Here is a 19,733-nt window from a genome sequence, read left to right on the forward strand (position 1 = left end):
GCCTCAGGGCGTGTGGTAGATCTCCGCCCCTTGCGCCAGGAAGGCCTCCGACATCTCGGCCATGCCCTTCTCCGCCTCGGCGAAGCCACCCTCCACGCCGGCCAGGTCGCGCACCTCCTGGCTGATCTTCATGGAGCAGAACTTCGGCCCGCACATGCTGCAGAAGTGCGCCAGCTTGGCGCCGTCGGCGGGCAGGGTCTGGTCGTGGAACTTCTCCGCCGTTTCCGGGTCCAGCGACAGGTTGAACTGGTCCCGCCAGCGGAACTCGAACCGGGCGCGCGACAGGGCGTCGTCGCGCAGCCGCGCGGCGGGGTGGCCCTTGGCGAGATCCGCCGCATGCGCCGCGATCTTGTAGGTGACGACACCCACCTTCACGTCGTCGCGGTCGGGCAGGCCCAGATGCTCCTTGGGCGTGACATAGCAGAGCATGGCGGTGCCGAACCAGCCGATCTGGGCGGCGCCGATGGCGCTGGTGATGTGGTCGTAGCCCGGCGCGATGTCGGTGGTCAGGGGCCCCAGCGTGTAGAACGGCGCCTCGCCGCACCACTTCAGCTGCAGGTCCATGTTCTCCTTGATCTTGTGCATGGGCACATGGCCCGGGCCCTCGATCATCACCTGCACGTCGTGCTTCCAGGCGATCTGCGTCAGCTCGCCCAGGGTCTTCAGCTCGGCGAACTGGGCGGCGTCGTTGGCGTCGGCGATGCTGCCGGGCCGCAGGCCGTCGCCCAGGGAGAAGGCCACATCATAGGCCTTCATGATCTGGCAGATTTCCTCAAAGCGGGTGTAGAGGAAATTCTCCTTGTGATGCGCCAGGCACCACTTGGCCATGATGGACCCGCCGCGCGAGACGATGCCGGTCACGCGCTTGGCCGTCAGGGGGATGTGGGCCAGGCGCACGCCGGCATGGATGGTGAAGTAGTCCACGCCCTGTTCGCACTGCTCCACCAGGGTGTCGCGGAACACCTCCCACGTCAGGTCCTCGGCCTTGCCGTTCACCTTCTCCAGCGCCTGGTAGATGGGCACGGTGCCGATGGGCACGGGGCTGTTGCGGATGATCCATTCGCGGATGGTGTGGATGTTGCGGCCGGTGGACAGGTCCATGACCGTGTCGGCACCCCAGCGGATGGCCCACACCAGCTTGTCCACCTCTTCCGCCACCGATGAGGTGACGGCGGAATTGCCGATGTTGGCGTTGATCTTGACCAGGAAGTTGCGGCCGATGGCCATCGGCTCCGATTCCGGGTGGTTGATGTTGTTGGGGATGATGGCGCGGCCGCGCGCGATCTCATCCCGCACGAACTCCGGGGTCACGAAGTCCGGGATGGCGGCGCCGAAGCTCTCACCGTCGCGCTCCAGCTGTTCCTTCAGCGCCTGGCGGCCCAGGTTCTCGCGGATGGCGACGTATTCCATCTCCGGCGTCACGATGCCGGCGCGGGCGTAGGCCAGCTGGGTGACGGCCTTCCCCCCTTTGGCGCGCAGGGGCAGGCGGCCGGCGCGGTCGAACACCGGCACGGGGCTGCTCTCACCCTCCTTCAACCCGTTGTCCACCGCCTTGATGGCGCGGCCGTCATAGCGTTCCACATCGCCCCGGGCCTCGACCCAGGTGCTGCGCAGCTCGGCCAGGCCCTGGCGGATGTCGGTGGTCACGGCCGGGTCGGTGTAGGGGCCGGACGGGTCGTAGACGCGCACCGGCGGCTCATTGGCGCTGGGCGACAGGTCGATCTCGCGCATGGCCACGCGCAGGTCGGGGTGCAGGGTGCCGGGGATGTGGACCTTGCGAGAGGCGGGCAGGGGCCCGGTGGTGACGGCGAAACCGTCGCTTCCCGGAATCGCGGCCGGGGTCAGGGTATCGGGCATAGGGTCGTGCTCCTCCGTAGTCCGGCGCCCTTGGCTCTCTGGCCGCTGATGCGTCCGGCACGTCACATGTCGCCAACCCGGGGCAACGGCGATGGGGAGGGGGAAGGCGGCCGCTGCGGTCGCGGCCTACAGGGCGGATGCGCGTGTGCCCCCAATGACGGGTAATACGCGAAGGCCCCTGTTCCCATCCCTACGCCGGTACGATCCGGATCAGGTTCAAAGGGTCCCCGCGTCTCTCCGCGGATCTCAGCGCCCTCCGGCGCACCCCTGGAACGAAGGCCGCACTGTGCGCGCCCGAGGGCACGGGTGTCAATGGGCGGGAAAATGGGGAGGTGGGGGAATGGTTGGGCGTCGGTCAACCCCGCCGCTTGGCGGTGATGATGGCGCCTTTGGTAAAGCTGTATCCCCAGTCGGTGTGGCCGGTTGAATGAACGTCATGACCATGGCCGGCGATGGTGATGGGCGTGACTTGGACAACCTCATACCCGTCGGCGTCCAGGTCATTCATGATTTTGTTCATGGACCCGCACAGGCCGACATAGTCGGCGACGTAGGACGATATCTCGCCCGTTGGGACATCGATGACGCGATCCTCGAAGATCGGTTTGACGACATCTTCGAATTCGCTGCTGAGGAGGTGCTTTCGGACCTTCTCAACCGTTTCCCCGGTTTTCACCGGCCGGATGACACGCTCCGTCACTGCCGCTTGCTCGGCAATGACGGGAAGATTGATGTATTTGGGTCGATCCACCGCGCGCCTCACCCGATTTCTTCTGGTTGAAAGAACCATAGCGCGCAAGCCGGTGAAGGCAAAGTCGATTGACGGTCGCTCCTCAGGACTTGGCCGGGGGTGGCCCCACCGTCACCGCCGGCACCCCCACCCGCACCTGGTTGATGGTGTAGGCCGCCACCGGGACCAGGGTGCCGCCTTCGCGCCGCCAGGCGCCCAGGATGATGGGGCCGGGGCGCCAGTTCAGCATGCCGGGCGACAGGCGCAGGATCAGGGGGCCGCCGGGGCTGTGCCACTCCAGCAGGGGCGCCTCCTCCTCGAAGTTGGGCAGGCCGGTGTAGGTCCAGCCCTTGACGCTGGGGATGGCCAGGAAGGCGGGCGTGAACGGGCCGGTGTAAGGGGCCAGGCCCTCCAGGGCGGGATAGTCGGGGCGGCCCGGCGGATGGTCGGCGCTGATGGACCACGGGCTGGCGGCCAGGGCGGTGGCCCAGCGCGGGGCCGCCTCGGTCAGCGCCTTGCAGGTGGCGGCGTCGGCGGCGCAGCGACCGTCGCCCAGGCGGAACTCGGTCTGGTAGGTCGCCTCGACGCGGCAGGCCGCGACCCAGCGGTCGCGGTGCACTTGGTGGATGCGGATCTCGGCCCGGGTGGGAAGCGCCATGGGCCGGCTGGGACCGGAATCCTGGGCGAAGAAGACCGGGACGCCGGTGGCATCCAGGCCAAAGCCGGCGCTTTCCGACCAGCAATAGGCGGGCTTGCCCACCGGCCGGGCCTCGGGCGGCGGCAGGGCGGGGCCGCCGTTGCCAGCCGTGTCCAGCCAATGGACGCTGAAGCTGGTGCAGGCGGCGGCGTCGTCCAGCGTCGTCACCGCCACATGGGCGCGGCCGAAGGGCACCACGGCCATCTGGTCGCCGGCGTCCTGCGTCGCCTCCGGCGGCAGGCGGTCGCGCCATGCCTGGGTCAGTTCCTGTTCCGGCGCCGGGGTCAGCAGGCCGGCGCCGATGAGCTGCTCGTCCAGGTCGCCCACGGGCGGGCCGCCATCCAGGCCCCGCGCGGCGGCCAGGGTGGTGGCGGCGCGCGCGCAGAAGGGCTGGTCCGGCTTGGCCGCCTGCACGGCCAGGGCGGCGCGCCGCAAGGGCAGGGCGCGGACCAGGCAGGTGCGCGCCCGCTCGTCATCCGCCGGGGCCAGGTCGCCGCACAGCCGGTCGCGCGTCGCCAGCCAGCGCGCCTGTTCGGCGATCACCAGGGCGGCATGCGCGCCCGCCTTGGCCACGGCCTGCCGGTACAGGCGCGCGATCTCGGCATCCTCGGCCCGCAAGGCCGGGTTGGCGCAGATCATGCGGTCCGTCCGCCGGGGCAGGGCGGCACAGTCGGCCTGGGACGCCGCCGCCCGCGTGGCGGCGGCGGAGCCTAAGACGGGGATCAACAGAAGGGCGGCGACGATGCCATGGGGGCGTAACCGCAAGGACGGTCAGCCGGGGTTCTTCTTGTAGGCGTCGATGACGCCGTTCCATTCCTCGATCACGCCCTTGTGCTCGGTCATGGCGTCGGTCTTGGCCTTGTCCAGGCACTTCAGGTAGGCGGTCATCTTGGTGGTGTAGTCGGCCACCTTCTTCTCCGCCGCCTCCATCTCCGGGCCCTTGGACTTCTTGCCGGGGGGCAGCTTGGGGCGGTCGGGCCGGGTGCAGGCGGAGTCCGCCGCCGCCGGCAGGGCGGTGGCGACGACGGGGGCGGCGGCCATTAGGGCCGCCAGCGCCAGGGTGATGCGGCGGGTCATGTCGATATATTGATCAATGTTGACGATTAGTCGGCGGATGGAATCACGCTCAGCCGCGCGCCAGGCTTTCCAGGGCGCCGGCGTAGGGGCTCAGATCATAGCCCTGGCGGCCGGCGGCCTCGATGATCTCGGTCACCGGCGTGCCGTTGGCGGCGGCGCCCAGCGACCACAGGATGGTGCTGCGCGTGCCGGACCGGCAGTGCGCCAGCACGGGGCCCGGCAGCTTGGCCAGGGCCTCGGCGAAGGCGGCGGCCGTCTGCGGCCCCAGGTTGGACTGGTTCACCGGCAGGTAGACGTAGTCCAGGCCGGCCTCCTTGGCCAGCTCGGCACCCCGGGCGGAGGTCAGCTGCCCCGGCTCTTCCCCGTCGGGGCGGTTGTTGATGATGGTGCGGAAGCCCAGCGCCTTGGCCTGGGCGAAATCCGCCTCCTCGATCTGCGGGGCGACGCTGAGGCTGTCGGTCAGGGGGCGGGGGGTCAGCATGGGCTCGTGGCTCCGGAAAGCGGACGGGAACGGGTGAAGAAACTACCCCCATTCCCCCGCCCGGTTCCAGCATGCGTTACATCTTTCACAGGCCGGCGCGGGTTTCACAGGCCGGCGACCGCCGGCTCGGGCCGGCCAGGCCCGTGAGGCCAGCGGGCGGATGCCCGCGCCCGCCGCCTGAGGGAACTGGAAGATTCAGCGCGTTAGCGCTGATCCTTCACCACCTCGCCGCCCTTGATCACCACGGGGATGTGTTCCAGCAGGGTGACGTCGGCCAGCGGGTCGCCCTTCACCGCCACCAGGTCGCCATAGCGGCCCACGGCCACGGCGCCGATGTCCTTGTCGGTGCCCATGGCTTCGGCGGCGTTGCGGGTGGCGGCGCGGATTGCCTCCAGCGGGGTCATGCCCCACTGCACCATCTTGGCGAACTGCTTGCCGTTGTCGCCGTGCGGGTAGACGCCGGCGTCGGTGCTGTAGATCATCTTGGCGCCGGCCTTCACCGCCTTGGCGAAGTTTTCGCGCTGCACCCGGCCGATCTTGCGCTCCTTCTCCAGGCTTTCCGGCAGCATGCCGACCTTGGCGCCCTCCGCCAGGATGTAGTCGTCGTTGTAGATGTCCATGCCCAGCCAGGTGCCGCGCTTCTTGGCCATCTCGATGCCCTCGTCATCGATCAGGCTGGCATGCTCGATGGTGTCGATGCCGGCGCGGATGGCGGCCTTGATGCCGTCGGTGCCATGGGCGTGGGCGGCCACCTTCATGCCCAGGGCGTGGGCCTCCTTGGCGATGGCGTCCAGCTCCTCCTGCGACAGCTGCTGCGCGCCGGGGCTGTCGCCCTTGGACAGCACGCCGCCGGTGGCGCAGACCTTCACCAGGTCGGCGCCGAACTTCTTCACCCAGCGCACCTTCTGCACCATGCCCCAGGGGCTGTCGGCCACGCCCTCGCCCACGCGGCCATAGTCGGCGGGCAGCAGGTTCTCGTCGCAATGGCCGCCGGTGGCGCCCAGCAGGGGACCGGAGACCTTCATGCGGGGGCCGGGCACCAGGCCGCTGTCGATGGCGTTGCGCAGGGCCACGTCGGTGAAGGCGTCGGCGCCCACGTTGCGCACGGCGGTGAAGCCGGCCATCAGCGTGACCTTGGCGTTGGCGACACCGGCGATGGCCTTGTCGGCGGTGGTGACGCCCAGCGATTCATAGCCGTTCCAGGTGGGCTGGCTGGTCATGTGGGTGTGCATGTCGATCAGGCCGGGCAGCAGGGTCAGGCCCGGCAGCGCCACCGTGCGGGCGTCGGCCGGCGCGGTCACTGCCCCTTGCGTGCCCACCGCCGTGATGCGGCCGTCGACGATCAGCACGGCCGGCCGGTCCACCACCTTGCCGGCCAGCACATCCACCAGATGGTCGGCCGTCACCAGCACGGTGTCGGCCTGGGCGGTCCCCGCCACCAGCAGGGCGCCCAGGCTGAGGCCGGCCAGCAGGCGGCGGGCCAGGGAGGCCAGCGGGGGGATGGATGCGGTTACGTGACTGGACATGGTGCGGGGCCCCCGTTCTTTGGATTTTGCATACAGCGTTGGCGGGGAAGGTGCCCATGCCGCCCGGCCGCGTCAACGTGACAATCATGGGTGCCGCGTCCCGGCGGGCGGCGCCGAAGCTGACGAAATCCTCGCATTAAAAAAATGTCAGGAAGCGGCGACAGGTTGCCGACGTCCGCGCGTGCAAGGGATCGTGGCGTTTAAAACGACCACCCGGCAAAGCCCGGCGCCAAAGGCGCGGGCTCACCTTCCTCCTCCCAAATTGGGGTTCCATATCCGTCCGGATGCCGTCCCAGGCGACCCGGGCGCGACGGGGCATTCCACCGACCGGCCAGTGGCGAGAGGGCCGGGCGGGTGGTGCCCTGGGGCGCCGGGGATCAGTCGCGATGGGGTTCGGGGACCTGCCGCCGCCCTCGGGCGGGTGGGATCTGATCCGTGTCGCTGTTGGCGGCGGCGGACGATGGCGGTTGGGCGGGTGCCGCCCCGGAAGACCCAAAAAAAACGGACGCGGACGCGCCCCGGGCCGATGCCGGGGCGGGCGGCGTCCAGTCCTTGAGCGCGGCGCCCATGAGCGTCCGCTCCACCCGTTCCAGCATGCCGGGCGGCGGCTCCAGCTCCGGCGCGTCGGCGGCGATCATCGCCTCAAGCCGGCGCATCTCGCGCACGCGCGCCCTGGCCTGGGGGGATGCCCGCAGCAAGGCCGTGACGGCCCGCTGGTGCTCGACCGGCCAAGCGCGAAGCTGGGCCCCGTACTGGCACAGCAGGTCGTCGAGTTCCTCAGGCGTCATCAAAAGCATCCCGGGGCCGTATGGCGGTCTTGCGGAAGGCGGTGCGAAGGCGCTGGCGCGCGCGTTTCAACAGGGCTTCCGCCGCCACGACGGTGGTGTTCATGGCCGCCGCCACTTCGGCGGCGGACATCGATTGGTCGTAATATAGGGCCAGCGCCACCTGCTGACTAGCTGGAAGTCGTTGCCGCGCTGTGTGCAAAACTGTCGCCAATTCCTTTTCAAGGACGATTTCGTCAAAGCTTTGACTGTCGTCCATGATGTCTTCGGTCAGTTCCAGCGTGTTTTCCGCTGGCCGCCGCCGGTAATCGATACAGCGGTTGATGACGATGCGGTGGATCCAGGTGGTGAACTTGGCGCTGATGGGCTGCCAGGTCTCACGGTGGTTCCACACTTGCAGAAAGGCGTCCTGCACCACGTCCTCGGCGTCGCTGTCGTTGGGCAGGATGCGGCGGGCCACGGCGTACAGGCGGCGGAAATACCGGCGGATCAGCAGGCGGTAGGCGTCGACATTCCCCGTCTTCAACAGGGCCATCAGCGTCTCGTCCGTGGCGTTGGCCAGGTCGCCGCCGTCCAGGATGGGCGTCAGCACGGTCATGGCGCCGGCGTCCCGGCCCCTGGCGTCCAAGGTCCCGGGGTTCAGGACCGCGCCGGCGGGGCCGCCGCGCGAGTGAGGGGAGCTTGTCATCGTCACCGCCATCTCTTCTTTTTGGCCCCCCGGGCCGCTGCCGCCGCCCCTGGGTCTTCATTGATCAGCACGCCTTGCCCGAAGGCGGTCCCCTGGTCCCCGGGGCCCGTCCGAGGGCCCGCGCGCGCCGTCGCGGGACCTTCGGATGGTGTACGTTAAACGGGGCGGAAGCCCGTCGGTCGTTCCCCAAAATGGCATACCCTGGCCGCGTATCCTTCAATTCTTGGGCGGCTTCGCCCACAGCCGCCGGTGCAGCGCCAGGCGTTCCTGGATGCGGCGGACCCGGCCGGGCACGTCGCGGCCACCGGCCGCCCGGCCCAACGCCAGGATGAAGGCGCCGTAGAGCTGGCTCAACGCCTTGCCGCTGGGGCCGCCCACCTGGTTGACCATGACCACCTGCAGGCCGGTGTAGATGCGGATCGCGTGCACGATGTCGGCATGGAAGCGGTCGAACCGCCCATCGGCGGCGTGGCGCTCGGCGGAGGTGCACAGCTGCAGCGCGCGGTCCTGCAGCGCCTCCACCAGCTTGTGGGGGGGCAGGGTCTGCTTGGCCGATCCGTAGGCGCTGGAGGCTCGCTGGAACGCGGTTTGGTTCATGGCCGCTCTTTTCACGTCTCTGTGGGGGAAGGGTGGGGTGCTGGGGGTTCCTCCGGCCGGCGCCGGCGGGACCGCCGGCGCGTCAACTGCTGCTGTTGCTGGCGTCGGAATACGCCTTCAGGGTCTTCAGCAAAGTGGCCGCCGTCTGCGCCTGGGCTTCCAGCTGGGCGTAGTAGGTGGCCAGCTGGGTGCCGTAGGCCTCCGCCTGGCTGCGGATGTCGTCGGCCTTGCTGGTCAAATCCGTGTCGTAGTCCGTTAGCGTGTCGATCTGGTTCTGTAGGGTGCCGCTGTCCGTGTCCCCCGCGCTGTCCGAGGTGTTGTAGATCAGGTCGGCCAGCCCGCTGTTGGTGCTGACGCTGACCGTCTGGCTCTGGGAGCCGAGATAGACCAGCGTCATCCCTGCATATGGCGTGCCATCGTTGCCGATGATGCGGGTGCCGCTGATGGTGAACAGCGAGGTGTCGCCCCCGACGCCGGCGGACGCGATGCTGCCGTCGTCGTTCATGGTGATGTCCAGATTGAAGTTCAGGCTGTCGGTGCTGTCGGGGGAACGCAGCATCGACAGCTCGGTCGAGGAGGTGGAGTAGTTGAAGCCCAGCAGGGTCTCCAGATCGTCCAGGTTGTCGCTGAGCGCGCTGTCCAGCGTGGTGCTGTCGATGGCCAAGGTGTTGTCGCTGTTGAAGGAAAGCCCCAGGGACGAGATGGAATAGGTGCCGTCGGTCAGGTTCAGGGCGTTCTGAAGGGCGGTGGAGATGGACCGCACCTGGCTGTCGGCGAACAGCACGGCGGAACTGGCCGGGCTGCCGTCGGTGGCCGTGGCCTGCTGGGTGGAGATGAAGTTGCGCACGGCGTTGTAGGCCGTGACGAAGGTGGAAATGCCGCTCTTGATGGCGCTCAAATTGGCCGTCAGCTCCATGGTGATGGTGGAGCCGGTGCCCGTGCTGCTGTCGTAGTCGCTGGAATAAAGGTCCAGCGTCACGCCCGACAGCACGTCGCTGATGACGTTGCTGGTGCGCTGGATGTCAATGCCGTCGACCTCGATCTCCGACCCCTGCGCCGCCGTCAGCTCGTCGGCGTAGCTGCCGTCGCTGTTGGTGACGCCCAGCGAGGTCATGATGCCGCTGCTGTCGTTGGTGAACTCGATGGCCTTGCCGGTGTCGTTGGCCGTCAGCACCAGCTCATAGGCACCGTCGGACACCTGGATGATGCTGGCGGAGACGTCGGTGCTGCTGGTCTGCTTGTTGATGGCGGCGGCGATGTCCTTGAGGCTGTCCGTGCTGGCCACGCTGATGGTGGCGGTGGATCCATCGGCCAGGCCCAGGGTGAAGGTGCCCGACAGGTTCAGGGCGCCGGTCTGGCTGGTCTGGGTGGCGCTGCCCAGCTTCTCCGCCGTCGCCAACTGCTTGATGACGACGGTGTGCGTGCCGGTGGCGGTGCCGTCGTCCACCGACACGCCCAGCATGTCGCTGGCGGAAACGCTGGAGCTTCCGCCCGACAGATAGGCCGTGCGTTCCGAGAACAGGTTGGTGGTGGAGCTGTCGACCGGGTTGGAGAGAGCCTCCGCCGCCGTCGCCAGCGTGTTCAGCAGCGTCTGGAAGTTCTCGTACGCCGATATTTTGGTCTCGTTGTCCGTGATTTCGCTGTCGATGGTGTCGGCCCTGGCTTCCTTCGCGGCCACCGCCGCCGCGACCAGGGCGGAATAGTCCAGCCCGGTGACGGACGACGCGGATGAGGATGTGCTGGCCGTCGACGTGCCGGATGTGCTCGACGTGCTGCCGGATATGGTGGACACCGCCATGACTGGACCCCTGGCCTCTCTTCCCCCTCTCGAGAAACGGGGGACGCCCCATCAGGGGCGCCCCCGTCCACCCCTTACTGCAGCAGCTTCAGCAGTTCGGACGGCAGCTGGTTGGCCTTGGCCAGCGCGTTGATGCCGGCCTGGACCAGGGTGTCCTCGTTGGACAGCTTGGTCTGTTCCGACGCCACGTCGACGTCCATGATGGCGGACTGGGCCGCCTCCTGGTTCTCGATCGAGGTGGAGATCATCTCGCCCTGGTATTCGAAGCGGGAGATCTGGGCGCCCACCTTGGCGCGGGCGGTCGACAGCGCGCTGATCGCCGACTTGATGGTGGTGATGGCCGAGGTGGCGCCGTCGGAGGTGGCCACGCTGGAGCCGGTCAGGCCCAGGGCGCTGCTGTCCACCGTGGTCAGGGTGATGGTGATCGTGTCCGTGGTCGCCGTGCCCACCAGGAAGGTGACGCCCGAGGACCAGGAGCCGGTGCCGTCCAGCAGGCTCTGGCTGTTGAAGCGGGTGCCCGTGGAGATGCTGTCCACTTCGTCCGTCAGCTGCTGGTATTCGGCGTCGATGTAGCCGCGCTCCGTATCCGTCACGGTGCCCGAGACGGATTCGGTGGCCAGCGATTCCATGCGCTGCAGGATGTCGGAGATGCGGGCCATGCCGCCGTCCGCCGCCTGCAGGATGGACTCGCCGTTCGAGGCGTTGGTCGACGCCTGGTTCAGCATGGTGACGTCGGACTGGATCTTGGTGCCGACCGCCAGGCCGGCGGCGTCGTCCGACGCCTTGGTGATGCGGGAACCGGACGCGATCTTGGAAACCGAGGACGATTCCGCCTCGGAGTTGGTGTTCAGGTAACGCAGGGCGGAATTCGCCGCTGTGTTGGTGGTGACGACAGGCATCATGGACCTCCATGTGGTTGGCGAGAGGTTCGTGGGGCGGCCGCCTTTTGCGGCCGGGCCGTACTCCCCCTCACACGGTTCAACGGCAGGTCAGATGAAAGCGGGCGCACTTTTTTTCGCTATTTTGCGAAAAGTTTTGAGTCGTCACAGGTAGTTCGCGAGACTCATTTTCTGCGACGCGGCAATAGCCTGCATCGTCGCCTCTAATGACGTCTGTAATGTCGTCACCGTTGTTGACACCTCCGCCAGATCGACACTTTTCAAATCGCTGCTTTGTGTGGTGGCGAAGGAATTTATATCGGACAGATGGCTGGATGCCGTCTGTATTCTGGAGGATGTGTCGGACAATGTTTGGCCGATGTCGCTCAAGCCGTCGGACGCGTCGTTCACCAGGTCCAGGGCGGTGGTCAGCGTGGTGTCGTCCAGCGGGTTGGTGTTGCTGATCATGCTGAGCGCCCGCATCAGCTTCTCGATGGACGGGTCGCCGGCGGTGACGCCGTAGCTGACGCTTTGCGTGGAGGACAGGCGCACGGTCGCCAGGGTGTCGTCGCCGCTGTAATAGCTGGTGTCGGCGCTGCTGGACGATGTCTGCGCGGGGTAGGTGGCACTGTCCACCGACACCGGGGCGTGGTTGGTGTCGCTGCCGCCGAACAGGTACTGGCCGCCATAGGTGTCGTTCAGGATGGACGCCACGTCGGTCAGCCACCCCGACGCCTCCTCCTGATAGGTCGACCGGCTGGTCTGGTCGGTCGACATGGCCTCGCTGATGGCCGTCTTCAGGCTGGTGGCGATGCTGGAGATGCTGGTGATGTCGGACGCGATGGCGTCGATCTTGGTGACGGCGGTGTCGGCGTTGGTGATCAGGGTGCTGGAATAGCTGACCTCGCTTTCCAGGTTGACCAGCAGCTTGACGTTGCCGCCCACGCCGGTGGCGGCCAGGCCGGCATAGGTGGTGGCCTTGGCGCTGGTGGCCTCCTGCACCTCCGCGCTGTTCAACGCGGATTCGTTCTTCAGCATATATTGGACAAGGGCGGCGTGCGCGCCGCTGGTCGATATCCGGTTCATCGGCGGGCCCCTTTCAGTTCACCATCTCGATGGTGGCGGTGAACATTTCCTGCAGCGTCGACATGATCTTGGCCGCCGCCTGGTAGGCCTGCTCCAGGGTCGAGACCATGGCCGTCTCCTCATCCAGGCTGACGCCGGATTGCGAGCTCAGCGCCGTGGTGGCGTCGTCCAGGCTGGAACTGGCGGTGTCGGCCTTGGTGCTGGCCGTGGCCGCGGCGGTGGCGGCACTACTGATGATGGTGGAGGCGTAGCCCGACAGGGTGGTGGTGGCCTTGGCCAGGCCGCCGGCGCTGCCGAAGCTCCGTGTGCCGGTGAAGGCGTTTTCCAGCGCCGTGATGGTGCTGACGTCGCCCGAGGTGATGGCCGTGTCGCCCACCGCCAGGGTGCCGCTGTCCGACAGGGTGCCGGTGGGCAGCAGCGAGCTGTCGGCGGCAAGGCTGCTGTTGACGGCGATGTCGCTGGCGCCGGTGCCGGTCAGCACGTCGTTCAGCCCGAAATAGAGCGAGGCGCCTTCCTTGTCGGCGCCCACGCTGCTGTCCATCTCGTTCACGGCGATGCCGTCGCTGCTGTCGGCGGCGGCGATGGTCAGGTGGCCGTCGCTGGTGATGCTGGCGGTGAAATTGCCGCTGGCGTTGATGGTGTCCAGCAGGTCCTGCACCGTGGACACGCCGCTGAGGTCGACATCCAGGACGGCGGCCGCGTCGTCGTTGCTGTCCACCGCCACCAGGCGCAGGGTGCCCGTCCCCGACAGGCTGTCGCCGGCGCTGACCGTGGCCGTGCCGGTCAGCGAGGTGGCCGCCGGATAGCTGGTGCCCTGGTTGGACACGGTGTTGACCGTGCTGATGACGGTGCTGGCCAGGTTGTCCAGGCGGGTTTGCTGGTCCACCAGCGTGTCGTCGCGCAGGGTGATCAGGGCGCCGATGGCGCCGGACTTCACGCTGCCGGTGATGTCGGTGCCGTCCACGCTCAGCGCGCTGAAGCCCGTGGGGTAGGTCGTGCCGGCGTCGACGCTGGCAGCGGCGGTGTAGCTCAGGGTGTGGGCGGTGCTGCCCACCAGCACCTGGCCGGAGGAGGTGGACACCTGCATGGCGCCGGTGTCGTCCACCGAATAGCTGACGCCCAGGTAGCTGGACAGGGTCTTCAGCTGGCTGTCGCGCTGATCCTCCAGGTCGGCGGTGGACTGGCCGGCGGCCTTGGCGGCGACGATCTGCTTGTTCAGGCTGGCGATGGTGGTGATGGCGCTGTTGGCCGCGTCCACATCGCTGGCGATGTCGCCGTCCGCCTGCGCGCGCAGGCCCTGCACCGTGCTGGACGCCTCGCTGATGGTGCTGGCCATGGTTTCCAGCGCCGTGACGGTCGAGGCCTTGTCCGTGTCGGTGCCGTTGCCCGACGCCAGCGTGGACAGGTCGCTGGTCACGCTGTCGATGACATCGGCGATGGACGTGCTGCCCGACACGGTGCCATAGGCGACGTCGACGTCCGCCATGTAGCTGCTGAGCGTGTTGGCCTGGCTGTCGGCCGAGGTCGCGGACACCACCTGGCGCAGCAGGTATTGATCCACATCGCGCGTGACGCTGCTGACGCTGACCCCGGACGCCTGGCCGTTGACGGTGACGGCCGTCTGGTTGGCCGTCTTCTTGGTGTAGCCGTCGGTGCTGACGTTGGCGGTGTTGGCGCTGGTGACGGTGATGGCCGTCTGCGTCGCCGTCAGGGCGGATTGGGCGATGGATCCCGCGGTGCGAAGCGACATGGGGAGCGTCCTTTCAGGCGGTCAGCTGCACGCAGTGGCGCGCCTGGTGGCTGTCGACGCGCACCTGGCGGCCCCGCGCCGGGTAGTAGCCGCGCACGTCCCGCGCCCGTTCCCGCGTCACGTGCAGCAAGCCCTGCAGGCGCGAGCGCCGGCCCTTCAGCTCCGCCGCCATGCCGGCCTGCAGGGCGGCCATCTCGTCCATCAGGCCCTGCAGCTGCGGCGCCCAGTGGCGGCCGGTGGCGGCGCGGCCCGGGCCGCCCTTCTGGGCCGCCACCTGGGACAGGGTCACGCGGGCCACGGCCTCCGCCTCGCGCAGGTGCTTCAGCGCCATGTACATCGCGCGCCGCCGCTCCAGGCTGGCCTCCGGCTGGCTGGCCGCGGCCTGGAAGGCGGCGAAGGCCTCCATCAGCGCCACCGGAAACTGCGTGCCGCCGGGCGGCGGCGCCGGCAGGACGGGGACGGCCTCCGGCGCCGGTTCCGCCACGGTGATGACGGGCTCGGGCGCCGGCGTGGCGAACAGGCGGGAGAGGAAGCTGGTCATCGCGCACCCCGGCGGTAGGAAGGCAGGTAGGCGTTGTTGAGCGCCCGCGAATAGAGCGTCAGGGCCCGGGCCCGCTGCTGTTGCACTTCGATCAGGGGGCGCAGCTCGGCCAGGGCCGTTTCCAGCCGTTCCTGGTAGCGGGTCAGGTCGTCGATCAGGGCCAGCTGCGCGGCGCGGCGGATATGACCGCCCACCCGCACGCCGGGCGTGAGGGCGGAGCGCACGGCGGCGTTCAGCCGCTTGCCCTCGCGCAACAGCCGGTCCAGCCGCGTGGGGTCGAAGACGGCGGGGCCGGCGGGGGCCGGCGCTTCTATCGACTGGGCCGACTGGACGATGAGGGGGAGGTGCTGGTTCATGGCGCGTCCCCCTTACCGCTTGGCCTGAAGCAGGGTGTCCATCATGTCCTGCGCGGTGGAGACCACCTTGGCGGCAGCCGAGTAGGCCTGCTGCGCGTAGATCATGCGGCTCAGCTCGTCCGACACGTCGACGTTGGAGCTTTCCAGCGACTTGGACTCGATGGTGCCGGCGCCGTCGCTGCCCGCCTCCTTCAGGGAGTAGGTGCCCGACGCCGTGGACTGGGCGTAGGTCTGGCCGGACACGGCGGTCAGGCCGTCGGCGTTGGCGAAGGTGGCCACCGGGATCTTGTAGACCGTCTTGGACTGGCCGTTGTCGAAGTTGGCGACGACGCTGCCGTCCGTGCCGATGTCCACGCTGGTCAGCGTGCCCTTGGCGTAGCCGTCCTGCTTGGGCGTGCCGGTGGTGGTGATGGCGGGGGTGGTGGACCCGCTGGCGTACTGGGTGATCGACCCGCTGCCGCCGTTCTCGCCATAGTCCAGGGTGATGGTGCTGTCGGTGGCGCCGCTGCTCCACCCCGTGATGCTCAGCTGCATGTCGGTGGTGGGGGAGGCCAGCGAGCCGTCGCTGTTGAACACCAGGCTGACGGGCGTGCCGCTGGTGGTGCCGGTGACCGTGGACCCGTCGGTGCTGGACACGGGGTTGGACGCGTCCAGCTCCCACGTGTTGGTGCCGGTCTTGGTCCAGGTCATGGTGACCGTGCTGCTGTTGCCCAGGCTGTCGTACACCTCGGTGTCGGTGGTGTAGCTGCTGCCCACCGTGGCGTCGGACGGCAGGTTCAGGCTGCTGGTCACCTTGCTGGTCGCCTTGGGCGAGCCGGAGATGTCGTCCAGGTTGATCTTTTCCAGGCTGGCCGTGTCGCTGCGGTTGGTGGCTAGGATGTTGCCGCTGTCGTCCGTGGCCCAGCCTTCCAGGTAGAAGCCCTCGGTGTTCACCAGATAACCGCTGTTGTCCTCGCTGAAGCTGCCGTCGCGGGTGTAGTAGGCCTGGGTGCTGCTGCCGTCGTTGACCACGAACATGCCGTCGCCATCCAGCGCCAGGTTGGTGGTGACGTCGGTGGAGGTGATGTCGCCCTGGCTGCTGACCGTCTGCGTCGTGCCGGCGATGACGCCGCCATAGTCGGCCGAGCTGGTCTGGCTGTCGGTGAGCAGGGCGGTGAACGAGGTGTCGGTCGCCTTGTAGCCCGTGCTGGACGAGTTGGAGATGTTGCTGGAGATGGAGGTGAACGCCTTGGACTGGGCGTACAGGGCCGAGGTGGCGGTGTTCAGGGCGCTGAAGATGCTCATTGCCGTGTTTCCTTGCGGGCGAGGCGGCGGTGCGGCCGGCGACTGGGAAAGTCCTTGTGGATCAAAGGATTGACGTCACGTCGTCCATGGCGATCTCGTAACTTCCCAGTGTCAGCTTGGCCGTGCCGGTGGAGGTGTCGACGCCCGTGACCTTGCCGACGCCATAGGCGCTGACGCTGCTGGCGGCGTTGTCGGTGGTGGCGGTGATGGACAGGGTGTAGGTGCCCGAGGTGGCGGTGCCGCCATCCGTCTCGGTGCCCTTCCAGGTGATGTAGTTGGTGCCGGCGCTGGTGCCGCCCGTGCCGGAGTAGACGACGTTGCCGCTGCTGTCGCTGACCGTGTAGCTGACGCTGTCGGCGTCGGACGGCAGGGTGTAGCTCCAGATGGCGGAGCCGTCCTGCATGGGCGCCTGGTCGCTGTCGGTCGACACCGTCTGGCCCAGGTAACTGTAGGCCGGATAGCTGCCGGTGAAGCTGCTGAGCGAGCTGCTGATACCTTCCAGCAGGGTGTTGGACGCCTGCTGCGCCTCCAGGCTGGACATCTGCACCAGCTGGGTGGTGAAGGTGCTGGTATCCATGGGGCTGGTCGGATCCTGCGTCTGCAGCTCCTTCAGCAGCAGCGTCAGCATGGTGGTGAAGTCGCCCAGCGAGCTGGTGGACGAAGAGGACGAGGTGGTCCCCGTCGTGCTGGCGCTGCTGCTGGAACTGGTGCTGCCGACCGTCGTCATGATCCGACCTTTCCCTCTTCGCCGCTTCCCCGGATCCTGGAATGGGACCTCGGGCCGGAATTGGCTTTCGATCGGTTCAACGCCGGCCTTCACAGAAGCGGGCGCACTATTTTTGATGGTTCCAAAAAAAAGTTCCGAGCCGGGAAGTCGTCGCCCGGCTTATATGCTTCCAGGCCGTTTGCTTAATCTCGAGCGTGAAGACTTCGAGTATTTGAGTGGGCAAAATTTTACTGGTCATGTATTGCCGATCGGCAGTTTCTTCCTAGCGGGGCCATCATTCTCACGGCGGACGTTCGCAAAAATGGCGGAAATCCTGGGGTTTTCGGATCCGGCTTTTGTCGGGACGCCCGGCAGATTTTGCCCACCCGTGCCGGGGCCCGCCCGACTTCCAGGGTCCGCGACGGCTTGCCGGCCGCCGCGCGTGAGGGGAGGGGCATGGAGGATGAGGGGGCGGCATGCCTGAAAACCTGACACGACCGCGCCCCGATGAGGGGGGCGGCGACACCCTAGCGATGGGGGACGACCCGTCCCTGGCCGCGGCGGCGTCCCTGCTGGGGGCGGGGCGGGCGGACGCGGCCTGGGTGTTGTGCCGTCCGGCGCTGGCGGCGGGCGCGCGCACGCCCCGCTGGCTGGCGCTGGCCGGCCGCGTGCTGCTGGCGCTGGACCGGCCGGCGGAGGCGGAACCGGTGCTGGCCCTGGCCGCCGGCACCGCGCGGCCGGGTGAGGCGGCGGACCTGGGCCTGTTCACCCTGTGGGGCGTGGCGCTGCGCCGCCTGGGCCGCGTGCCGCAGGCGGAGCCGGTGCTGCGCATGGCCCTGCGCCTGTCGCCCGGGGACGCTGTGTGCCACAGCAACCTGGCGGCGGTGCTGCGCGCGCTGGACCGGCTGGCGGAGGCGGAGGACGCCGCCCGCGCCGCGCTGGCCCTGGACCCCGGCCTGGTCAACGGCCACGTCAACCTGGCCTCCATCCTCATGGCCCAAGGCCGCCCCCGCCTGGCGCTGGACGCCAGCCACCGGGCCCTGGCGGCCGAGCCGACACAGGCGGAGGCGCTGTACACCCGGGCCGCCGCCTTGCAGGCGCTGGGCGACCTGAACGGCGCCGCCCAGGCCTGGGCGGCCGGCGTGCGGGCCCATCCCACCGATGCCCGCCTGGCCTTTGGCCGGGCCAACCTGGACCTGGCGCGCGGCGATCTGACCGCCGGCTGGGCCGGCTATGACGCCCGCCTGGCCGCGGAGCCGCAGCGCTTCCGCGCCGTTCCCAAGCTGCCGGCCTGGCGGGGTCAGCGCCTGGACGGGCCCCTGCTGATCTGGCGCGAACAGGGCCTGGGGGATGAGCTGATGTTCGCGACCTGCTACGCCGCCGCGATCACGGCCGCCGGATCGGCGGTGGTGCGCTGCGACCCGCGCCTGGTGGGCCTGTTCAGCCGGGCTTTTCCCGACGCCCGGGTGGTGGCGGAGGCGCGGGATGCGGCGCCAGCCCCGGCGGAAGGCCGTGCCGTGGCCCAGGCGGCGGCGGGCTCCTTGCCCGGCCTGCTGCGCGGCCACCTGGCGGATTTCATGGGGCCGGCGGGCTATCTGCGGGCGCGGGACGATCTGGGGACCCACTGGCGGCGGCGCCTGGCGGATCTGGACGGGGATGGTGCGCGCACCCTGAAGGTGGGCCTGTGCTGGCGCAGCGGCCTGGCGATCGAAAGCCGCGCCGGCCGGCAGTCGGACCTGGCGGATTGGGCGCCGCTGCTGAGCCTGCCGGGCGTCACCGTCGTCACCCTGATGTACGGTGACACCGAAGGCGAGCGGGCGGCCCTGGGCCCCATGGCGCCGCGCCATTTCCCCGAGCTGGACCAGCGCGACGACCTGGACGGGCTGGCGGCCCTGCTCTCCTGCCTGGACCTGGTGGTCACGGCACCCACCGCCACGGGTGAACTGGCCGGCGCCTTGGGCGTGCCCGTCTGGCGCCTGGCGGGGGAACTGGACGTCACCTGCCTGGGCACGGGCGCGCGGCCCTGGTTTCCCACCATGCGCGTCTTCCGCGCCGGGCCCCGCGACCGCCGGGACGTCATCCGCGACATGGCGAACGGGATGGCGGCATTCCAAAACGCGGGCATGACAAAACGCGCCCAGGCCAGTGATGGCGAGGGCGCGTTTTGACGGCGTGCGCTCAGGACGCGTGGCGCAGGGCGTGCGGCCGGTCGGCGTAGGGGCGCACATGCTCCGCCCGGCGGGACCGGTCGCGGATGATGCGCAGGGCCTCCAGCAGGGTGCGGCGCTGGTGGCTGTCCAGGTCGGCCAGCAGCAGGTCGTTCACCGCCTGACGCAGCGGCTGCAGCCGGCGCAGCACGGCCAAGCCTTCCGGCGTGGCGGACAGGAGCTTGCGGCGGCGGTCGCTGGGGTCGTCCTCCTGCCGGATCAGGCCCTTGCGCAGCAGTTCCGTCACCGTGGCGCTGATGTGCGGGCGGGACAGGCCGCGGGCGGCGGCGATCTCGGACGAGAAGATGCAGGCCGGGCGGCCCCCCTGGCGATCCAGGTCGGCGCCGGCGTAGGCGTCGGCATGCGGGTCGTTGGCCGGCTGGGTGGGGCCGTCGTTGAAGTTGCGGTCACCCGCCACGTTCATCAGCACGGTCCACTGCGGCGCCGTCAGTCCGGCCTCTTCCAGCAGGGGCTCGCTGTGGCGCACCAGGGCGTTGGCCACGTCGATGACGCACAGCGCGATGGCGTCTTCGGCGCGGAAATGGGCAAGGGCGTCGGGCATGGAATGGAACCCCCACATAACTGTTTTCACGCCCCCACCATGATCCCTCCGACCCACCCCGGCATTGACCAGGATCAATCGCGCGCCGCCTTATCCGAAGGGAGGGGTTCAAAACGAAACGGGCGGC

Annotated in this window: 19 protein-coding genes and 1 riboswitch; of the genes, 1 reads left to right on the forward strand and 18 read right to left on the reverse strand. The window is 68.8% G+C overall.

What is annotated here, in order from left to right:
• Positions 1-3: 3 nt before the first annotated feature.
• The 17 genes from thiC to UAJ10_RS23635 form a co-directional block, all read right to left on the reverse strand.
• Positions 4-1,857 (reverse strand): phosphomethylpyrimidine synthase ThiC, encoded by a 1,854-nt coding sequence (gene thiC / locus UAJ10_RS23555; protein ID WP_322917689.1) that lies wholly within the window; start codon positions 1,855-1,857, stop codon positions 4-6.
• A gap of 168 nt (positions 1,858-2,025) precedes the next feature.
• A riboswitch (TPP riboswitch) is annotated at positions 2,026-2,136 on the reverse strand.
• Positions 2,137-2,212: 76 nt separating this feature from the next.
• The gene (locus tag UAJ10_RS23560; RefSeq protein WP_322917690.1) at positions 2,213-2,620 is read right to left on the reverse strand and encodes a hypothetical protein; all 408 of its coding nucleotides are present in this window, start codon (positions 2,618-2,620) and stop codon (positions 2,213-2,215) included.
• Positions 2,621-2,690: 70 nt separating this feature from the next.
• Complete coding sequence (locus UAJ10_RS23565; protein WP_322917691.1) at positions 2,691-4,049, reverse strand: lysozyme inhibitor LprI family protein; 1,359 nt, start codon at positions 4,047-4,049, stop codon at positions 2,691-2,693.
• A 6-nt stretch (positions 4,050-4,055) separates the two neighbouring features.
• The gene (locus UAJ10_RS23570; RefSeq protein WP_322917692.1) at positions 4,056-4,361 is read right to left on the reverse strand and encodes a hypothetical protein; all 306 of its coding nucleotides are present in this window, start codon (positions 4,359-4,361) and stop codon (positions 4,056-4,058) included.
• Between the two features lie 49 nt (positions 4,362-4,410).
• Positions 4,411-4,842, reverse strand: coding sequence for a protein tyrosine phosphatase family protein (locus UAJ10_RS23575; protein ID WP_322917693.1), 432 nt, complete (start codon positions 4,840-4,842; stop codon positions 4,411-4,413).
• A 203-nt stretch (positions 4,843-5,045) separates the two neighbouring features.
• Positions 5,046-6,368 (reverse strand): Xaa-Pro dipeptidase, encoded by a 1,323-nt coding sequence (locus UAJ10_RS23580; protein ID WP_322917694.1) that lies wholly within the window; start codon positions 6,366-6,368, stop codon positions 5,046-5,048.
• 377 nt (positions 6,369-6,745) lie between these two features.
• The gene (locus tag UAJ10_RS23585) at positions 6,746-7,156 is read right to left on the reverse strand and encodes a hypothetical protein (RefSeq protein WP_322917695.1); all 411 of its coding nucleotides are present in this window, start codon (positions 7,154-7,156) and stop codon (positions 6,746-6,748) included.
• Positions 7,146-7,841 (reverse strand): sigma-70 family RNA polymerase sigma factor, encoded by a 696-nt coding sequence (locus UAJ10_RS23590; protein WP_322917696.1) that lies wholly within the window; start codon positions 7,839-7,841, stop codon positions 7,146-7,148. Before UAJ10_RS23590 ends, UAJ10_RS23585 begins: the two co-directional genes overlap by 11 nt.
• 216 nt (positions 7,842-8,057) lie before the next feature.
• Positions 8,058-8,438: a flagellar export chaperone FliS gene (locus UAJ10_RS23595; protein ID WP_322917697.1), complete on the reverse strand. Its 381-nt coding sequence runs from the start codon at positions 8,436-8,438 to the stop codon at positions 8,058-8,060.
• Between the two features lie 82 nt (positions 8,439-8,520).
• Positions 8,521-10,236 (reverse strand): flagellar filament capping protein FliD, encoded by a 1,716-nt coding sequence (gene fliD, locus UAJ10_RS23600; RefSeq protein ID WP_322917698.1) that lies wholly within the window; start codon positions 10,234-10,236, stop codon positions 8,521-8,523.
• Between the two features lie 74 nt (positions 10,237-10,310).
• On the reverse strand, positions 10,311-11,138 hold the full coding sequence (locus tag UAJ10_RS23605) for a flagellin (RefSeq protein ID WP_322917699.1): 828 nt from the start codon (positions 11,136-11,138) through the stop codon (positions 10,311-10,313).
• 141 nt (positions 11,139-11,279) lie between these two features.
• Positions 11,280-12,200, reverse strand: coding sequence for a flagellin (locus tag UAJ10_RS23610; RefSeq protein ID WP_322917700.1), 921 nt, complete (start codon positions 12,198-12,200; stop codon positions 11,280-11,282).
• A 13-nt stretch (positions 12,201-12,213) separates the two neighbouring features.
• The gene (gene flgK, locus UAJ10_RS23615) at positions 12,214-13,950 is read right to left on the reverse strand and encodes a flagellar hook-associated protein FlgK (protein WP_322917701.1); all 1,737 of its coding nucleotides are present in this window, start codon (positions 13,948-13,950) and stop codon (positions 12,214-12,216) included.
• 13 nt (positions 13,951-13,963) lie between these two features.
• Positions 13,964-14,491 carry a hypothetical protein gene (locus tag UAJ10_RS23620; RefSeq protein ID WP_322917702.1) on the reverse strand — a complete coding sequence of 176 codons (528 nt, stop codon included), beginning with the start codon at positions 14,489-14,491 and terminating at the stop codon, positions 13,964-13,966.
• Positions 14,488-14,847 carry a hypothetical protein gene (locus UAJ10_RS23625; RefSeq protein ID WP_322917703.1) on the reverse strand — a complete coding sequence of 120 codons (360 nt, stop codon included), beginning with the start codon at positions 14,845-14,847 and terminating at the stop codon, positions 14,488-14,490. The genes UAJ10_RS23620 and UAJ10_RS23625 overlap by 4 nt, the downstream gene beginning before the upstream one ends.
• A 12-nt stretch (positions 14,848-14,859) precedes the next feature.
• The gene (gene flgE, locus UAJ10_RS23630) at positions 14,860-16,131 is read right to left on the reverse strand and encodes a flagellar hook protein FlgE (protein WP_322917704.1); all 1,272 of its coding nucleotides are present in this window, start codon (positions 16,129-16,131) and stop codon (positions 14,860-14,862) included.
• 61 nt (positions 16,132-16,192) lie between these two features.
• Positions 16,193-16,858: a flagellar hook assembly protein FlgD gene (locus tag UAJ10_RS23635; RefSeq protein ID WP_322917705.1), complete on the reverse strand. Its 666-nt coding sequence runs from the start codon at positions 16,856-16,858 to the stop codon at positions 16,193-16,195.
• A gap of 455 nt (positions 16,859-17,313) precedes the next feature.
• On the opposite strand from UAJ10_RS23635, the gene UAJ10_RS23640 reads away from it, so the two are divergent.
• Positions 17,314-19,005 (forward strand): hypothetical protein, encoded by a 1,692-nt coding sequence (locus UAJ10_RS23640; RefSeq protein WP_322917706.1) that lies wholly within the window; start codon positions 17,314-17,316, stop codon positions 19,003-19,005.
• 10 nt (positions 19,006-19,015) lie between these two features.
• Here the strand turns inward: UAJ10_RS23640 and UAJ10_RS23645 are convergent, their stop codons facing one another.
• Positions 19,016-19,606 carry a MarR family winged helix-turn-helix transcriptional regulator gene (locus UAJ10_RS23645; protein WP_322917707.1) on the reverse strand — a complete coding sequence of 197 codons (591 nt, stop codon included), beginning with the start codon at positions 19,604-19,606 and terminating at the stop codon, positions 19,016-19,018.
• Positions 19,607-19,733: the final 127 nt, after the last annotated feature.

The sequence above is a fragment of the Nitrospirillum guaranorum genome (assembly GCF_034653275.1).
Classification (GTDB): Bacteria; Pseudomonadota; Alphaproteobacteria; order Azospirillales; family Azospirillaceae; genus Nitrospirillum.

Coding starts and splice junctions, on each gene's coding strand:
- UAJ10_RS23595 (WP_322917697.1), bottom strand. CDS start 8,438: ATGAACCAAACCGCGTTCCAGCGAGCCTCCAGCGCCTACGGATCGGCC.
- UAJ10_RS23575 (WP_322917693.1), bottom strand. CDS start 4,842: ATGCTGACCCCCCGCCCCCTGACCGACAGCCTCAGCGTCGCCCCGCAG.
- UAJ10_RS23580 (WP_322917694.1), bottom strand. CDS start 6,368: ATGTCCAGTCACGTAACCGCATCCATCCCCCCGCTGGCCTCCCTGGCC.
- UAJ10_RS23570 (WP_322917692.1), bottom strand. CDS start 4,361: ATGACCCGCCGCATCACCCTGGCGCTGGCGGCCCTAATGGCCGCCGCC.
- UAJ10_RS23640 (WP_322917706.1), top strand. CDS start 17,314: ATGCCTGAAAACCTGACACGACCGCGCCCCGATGAGGGGGGCGGCGAC.
- UAJ10_RS23590 (WP_322917696.1), bottom strand. CDS start 7,841: ATGACAAGCTCCCCTCACTCGCGCGGCGGCCCCGCCGGCGCGGTCCTG.
- UAJ10_RS23645 (WP_322917707.1), bottom strand. CDS start 19,606: ATGCCCGACGCCCTTGCCCATTTCCGCGCCGAAGACGCCATCGCGCTG.
- UAJ10_RS23625 (WP_322917703.1), bottom strand. CDS start 14,847: ATGAACCAGCACCTCCCCCTCATCGTCCAGTCGGCCCAGTCGATAGAA.
- UAJ10_RS23585 (WP_322917695.1), bottom strand. CDS start 7,156: ATGACGCCTGAGGAACTCGACGACCTGCTGTGCCAGTACGGGGCCCAG.
- fliD (WP_322917698.1), bottom strand. CDS start 10,236: ATGGCGGTGTCCACCATATCCGGCAGCACGTCGAGCACATCCGGCACG.
- flgE (WP_322917704.1), bottom strand. CDS start 16,131: ATGAGCATCTTCAGCGCCCTGAACACCGCCACCTCGGCCCTGTACGCC.
- thiC (WP_322917689.1), bottom strand. CDS start 1,857: ATGCCCGATACCCTGACCCCGGCCGCGATTCCGGGAAGCGACGGTTTC.
- UAJ10_RS23635 (WP_322917705.1), bottom strand. CDS start 16,858: ATGACGACGGTCGGCAGCACCAGTTCCAGCAGCAGCGCCAGCACGACG.
- flgK (WP_322917701.1), bottom strand. CDS start 13,950: ATGTCGCTTCGCACCGCGGGATCCATCGCCCAATCCGCCCTGACGGCG.
- UAJ10_RS23620 (WP_322917702.1), bottom strand. CDS start 14,491: ATGACCAGCTTCCTCTCCCGCCTGTTCGCCACGCCGGCGCCCGAGCCC.
- UAJ10_RS23605 (WP_322917699.1), bottom strand. CDS start 11,138: ATGATGCCTGTCGTCACCACCAACACAGCGGCGAATTCCGCCCTGCGT.
- UAJ10_RS23610 (WP_322917700.1), bottom strand. CDS start 12,200: ATGAACCGGATATCGACCAGCGGCGCGCACGCCGCCCTTGTCCAATAT.